Here is a 5,196-nt window from a genome sequence, read left to right as displayed (position 1 = left end):
TTCAGAACTAACACAGTGGACGCGAGCAACTGAGGACAAGCCCTCGGCCTATTAGTACCAGTCAGCTTCACCCGTTACCGGGCTTCCACATCTGGCCTATCAACCCAGTCGTCTACTGGGAGCCTTACCCTCTCAAGGAGGTGGGAATACTCATCTTGAAGCAGGCTTCCCGCTTAGATGCTTTCAGCGGTTATCCCTCCCGAACGTAGCCAACCAGCCATGCCCTTGGCAGGACAACTGGCACACCAGAGGTTCGTCCGTCCCGGTCCTCTCGTACTAGGGACAGCCCTTCTCAATATTCCTACGCGCACAGCGGATAGGGACCGAACTGTCTCACGACGTTCTAAACCCAGCTCGCGTACCGCTTTAATGGGCGAACAGCCCAACCCTTGGGACCGACTCCAGCCCCAGGATGCGACGAGCCGACATCGAGGTGCCAAACCATCCCGTCGATATGGACTCTTGGGGAAGATCAGCCTGTTATCCCCGGGGTACCTTTTATCCGTTGAGCGACGGCGCTTCCACAAGCCACCGCCGGATCACTAGTCCCGACTTTCGTCCCTGCTCGACCCGTCGGTCTCACAGTCAAGCTCCCTTGTGCACTTACACTCAACACCTGATTGCCAACCAGGCTGAGGGAACCTTTGGGCGCCTCCGTTACCCTTTGGGAGGCAACCGCCCCAGTTAAACTACCCATCAGACACTGTCCCTGATCCGGATCACGGACCGAGGTTAGACATCCAGCACGACCAGAGTGGTATTTCAACGGCGACTCCACAACCACTGGCGTGGCTGCTTCAAAGTCTCCCACCTATCCTACACAAGCCGAACCGAACACCAATATCAAACTGTAGTAAAGGTCCCGGGGTCTTTCCGTCCTGCTGCGCGAAACGAGCATCTTTACTCGTAGTGCAATTTCACCGGGCCTATGGTTGAGACAGTCGAGAAGTCGTTACGCCATTCGTGCAGGTCGGAACTTACCCGACAAGGAATTTCGCTACCTTAGGATGGTTATAGTTACCACCGCCGTTTACTGGCGCTTAAGTTCTCAGCTTCGCAACCCCGAAAGGTCACTAACCGGTCCCCTTAACGTTCCAGCACCGGGCAGGCGTCAGTCCGTATACATCGCCTTACGGCTTCGCACGGACCTGTGTTTTTAGTAAACAGTCGCTTCTCGCTGGTCTCTGCGGCCACCCCCAGCTCACGGAGCAAGTCCGATCACCAGTGATGGCCCCCCTTCTCCCGAAGTTACGGGGGCATTTTGCCGAGTTCCTTAACCATAGTTCACCCGAACGCCTCGGTATTCTCTACCTGACCACCTGAGTCGGTTTAGGGTACGGGCCGCCATGAAACTCGCTAGAGGCTTTTCTCGACAGCATAGGATCATCCACTTCACCACAATCGGCTCGGCATCAGGTCTCAGCCTTAATGAGGGACGGATTTGCCTACCCCTCGGCCTACACCCTTACCCCGGGACTACCACCGCCCGGGCTGGACTACCTTCCTGCGTCACCCCATCGCTTACCTACTACAAGTCTGGTTCGTCGGCTCCACCACTTTCCTTTCCCCGAAGGGTCCGGAACGGCTTCACGGACTTAGCATCGCCTGATTCGATATTGGGCGTTTCAAAGCGGGTACCGGAATATCAACCGGTTGTCCATCGACTACGCCTGTCGGCCTCGCCTTAGGTCCCGACTTACCCTGGGCAGATCAGCTTGACCCAGGAACCCTTAGTCAATCGGCGCACACGTTTCTCACGTGTGTATCGCTACTCATGCCTGCATTCTCACTCGTGAACCGTCCACAACTAGCTTCCGCTGCTGCTTCACCCGGCACACGACGCTCCCCTACCCATCACAGCGGGCGTTGGCCCTATTGCTGCAATGACACGACTTCGGCGGTACGCTTGAGCCCCGCTACATTGTCGGCGCGGAATCACTTGACCAGTGAGCTATTACGCACTCTTTCAAGGGTGGCTGCTTCTAAGCCAACCTCCTGGTTGTCTCTGCGACTCCACATCCTTTCCCACTTAGCGTACGCTTAGGGGCCTTAGTCGATGCTCTGGGCTGTTTCCCTCTCGACCATGGAGCTTATCCCCCACAGTCTCACTGCCGTGCTCTCACTTACCGGCATTCGGAGTTTGGCTAAGGTCAGTAACCCGGTAGGGCCCATCGCCTATCCAGTGCTCTACCTCCGGCAAGAAACACACGACGCTGCACCTAAATGCATTTCGGGGAGAACCAGCTATCACGGAGTTTGATTGGCCTTTCACCCCTAACCACAGGTCATCCCCCAGGTTTTCAACCCTGGTGGGTTCGGTCCTCCACGAAGTCTTACCTCCGCTTCAACCTGCCCATGGCTAGATCACTCCGCTTCGGGTCTAGAGCGTGCAACTCAATCGCCCTATTCGGACTCGCTTTCGCTACGGCTTCCCCACACGGGTTAACCTCGCTACACACCGCTAACTCGCAGGCTCATTCTTCAAAAGGCACGCAGTCACGACCGTCATTCCGAAGAATGACGGCGACGCTCCCACGGCTTGTAGGCACACGGTTTCAGGTACTATTTCACTCCGCTCCCGCGGTACTTTTCACCATTCCCTCACGGTACTATCCGCTATCGGTCACCAGGGAATATTTAGGCTTAGCGGGTGGTCCCGCCAGATTCACACGGGATTTCTCGGGCCCCGTGCTACTTGGGAGATTCTTAAGCAAGCCGCTGATGTTTCGTCTACGGGGGTCTTACCCTCTACGCCGGACCTTTCGCATGTCCTTCGACTACATCAACGGTTTCTGACTCGCCGACCGGCCGGCAGACCGATCAAAAGAATTCCCACAACCCCGCATGCGCAACCCCTGCCGGGTATCACACGCATACGGTTTGGCCTCATCCGGTTTCGCTCGCCACTACTCCCGGAATCACGGTTGTTTTCTCTTCCTGAGGGTACTGAGATGTTTCACTTCCCCTCGTTCCCTCCACACTGCCTATGTGTTCAGCAGTGGGTGACAGCCCATGACGACTGCCGGGTTTCCCCATTCGGACACCCCCGGATCAAAGCTCAGTTGGCAGCTCCCCGGGGCCTATCGCGGCCTCTCACGTCCTTCATCGGTTCCTGGTGCCAAGGCATCCACCGTGCGCCCTTAAAAACTTGGCCACAGATGCTCGCGTCCACTGTGTAGTTCTCAAACAACGACCAGCCACCCGTCACACACTCCCTGAGGAATGCTTTACCGGGGCCGGCACTGAAGACATGACCTTACGGCCGTACCTTCAGGACCCAACAACGTGCCAGGCATCTCCGTTCGTCCGTCTCCTCTTTCCACGCCGAAGCAGTACTCGAGAACCATCAGACCGAAGATGCCAAATAATCAACGTTCCACCCATGAGCTGACCGTGCAGAACGTTTGTCTGCAATCGGTACTGTGCTCCTTAGAAAGGAGGTGATCCAGCCGCACCTTCCGGTACGGCTACCTTGTTACGACTTCGTCCCAATCGCCAGTCCCACCTTCGACAGCTCCCTCCCTTACGGGTTGGGCCACCGGCTTCGGGTGTTACCGACTTTCGTGACGTGACGGGCGGTGTGTACAAGGCCCGGGAACGTATTCACCGCAGCAATGCTGATCTGCGATTACTAGCAACTCCGACTTCATGGGGTCGAGTTGCAGACCCCAATCCGAACTGAGACCGGCTTTTTGAGATTCGCTCCACCTCACGGTATCGCAGCTCATTGTACCGGCCATTGTAGCACGTGTGCAGCCCAAGACATAAGGGGCATGATGACTTGACGTCGTCCCCACCTTCCTCCGAGTTGACCCCGGCGGTCTCCTGTGAGTCCCCATCACCCCGAAGGGCATGCTGGCAACACAGGACAAGGGTTGCGCTCGTTGCGGGACTTAACCCAACATCTCACGACACGAGCTGACGACAGCCATGCACCACCTGTATACCGACCACAAGGGGGGCACTATCTCTAATGCTTTCCGGTATATGTCAAGCCTTGGTAAGGTTCTTCGCGTTGCGTCGAATTAAGCCACATGCTCCGCTGCTTGTGCGGGCCCCCGTCAATTCCTTTGAGTTTTAGCCTTGCGGCCGTACTCCCCAGGCGGGGAACTTAATGCGTTAGCTGCGGCACCGACGACGTGGAATGTCGCCAACACCTAGTTCCCAACGTTTACGGCGTGGACTACCAGGGTATCTAATCCTGTTCGCTCCCCACGCTTTCGCTCCTCAGCGTCAGTAATGGCCCAGAGATCCGCCTTCGCCACCGGTGTTCCTCCTGATATCTGCGCATTTCACCGCTACACCAGGAATTCCGATCTCCCCTACCACACTCTAGCTAGCCCGTATCGAATGCAGACCCGAGGTTAAGCCTCGGGCTTTCACATCCGACGTGACAAGCCGCCTACGAGCTCTTTACGCCCAATAATTCCGGACAACGCTTGCGCCCTACGTATTACCGCGGCTGCTGGCACGTAGTTAGCCGGCGCTTCTTCTGCAGGTACCGTCACTTTCGCTTCTTCCCTGCTGAAAGAGGTTTACAACCCGAAGGCCGTCATCCCTCACGCGGCGTCGCTGCATCAGGCTTTCGCCCATTGTGCAATATTCCCCACTGCTGCCTCCCGTAGGAGTCTGGGCCGTGTCTCAGTCCCAGTGTGGCCGGTCGCCCTCTCAGGCCGGCTACCCGTCGTCGCCTTGGTGGGCCATTACCCCACCAACAAGCTGATAGGCCGCGGGCTCATCCTTCACCGCCGGAGCTTTCAACCCCCGCCCATGCAGGCAGGAGTGGTATCCGGTATTAGACCCCGTTTCCAGGGCTTGTCCCAGAGTGAAGGGCAGATTGCCCACGTGTTACTCACCCGTTCGCCACTAATCCACCCCGAAGGGCTTCATCGTTCGACTTGCATGTGTTAAGCACGCCGCCAGCGTTCGTCCTGAGCCAGGATCAAACTCTCCATGAATGTTTACCCGTAATCGGGTGCACACATCACTTAGAGCGGGCACGTCATGTCGGAATAAGACCGACGCGCCACAACGTCCTCGCTGTGTTTGTTGCCTGCCAGTGCTTCACGAGGAAGCCCGACAGGTCTTTTTCAAAGGAACCTCATCCACCGAAGTGGACGGGGTATCAACTTCTGGCGTTGATTTTTGGCACGCTGTTGAGTTCTCAAGGAACGGACGCTTCCTTTGTACTCACCC

The 5,196-nt window shown here is 56.9% G+C and carries 2 rRNA genes; both read right to left on the bottom strand.

Annotation, left to right across the window (positions count from 1 at the left end):
- Window positions 1-31: 31 nt before the first annotated feature.
- Window positions 32-3,154: ribosomal RNA gene (locus ACZ4YL_RS41245) — 23S ribosomal RNA — on the bottom strand.
- A 279-nt stretch (window positions 3,155-3,433) separates the two neighbouring features.
- Window positions 3,434-4,958, bottom strand: a 16S ribosomal RNA gene (locus ACZ4YL_RS41240).
- The 16S and 23S rRNA genes sit together here, the layout of an rRNA operon.
- Window positions 4,959-5,196 lie beyond the last annotated feature (238 nt).

Source organism: Streptomyces sp. NPDC030021, assembly GCF_055574035.1.
The sequence above is the reverse complement of the archived record's forward strand: the minus strand, read 5'-3'. Positions and strand labels throughout refer to the sequence as shown.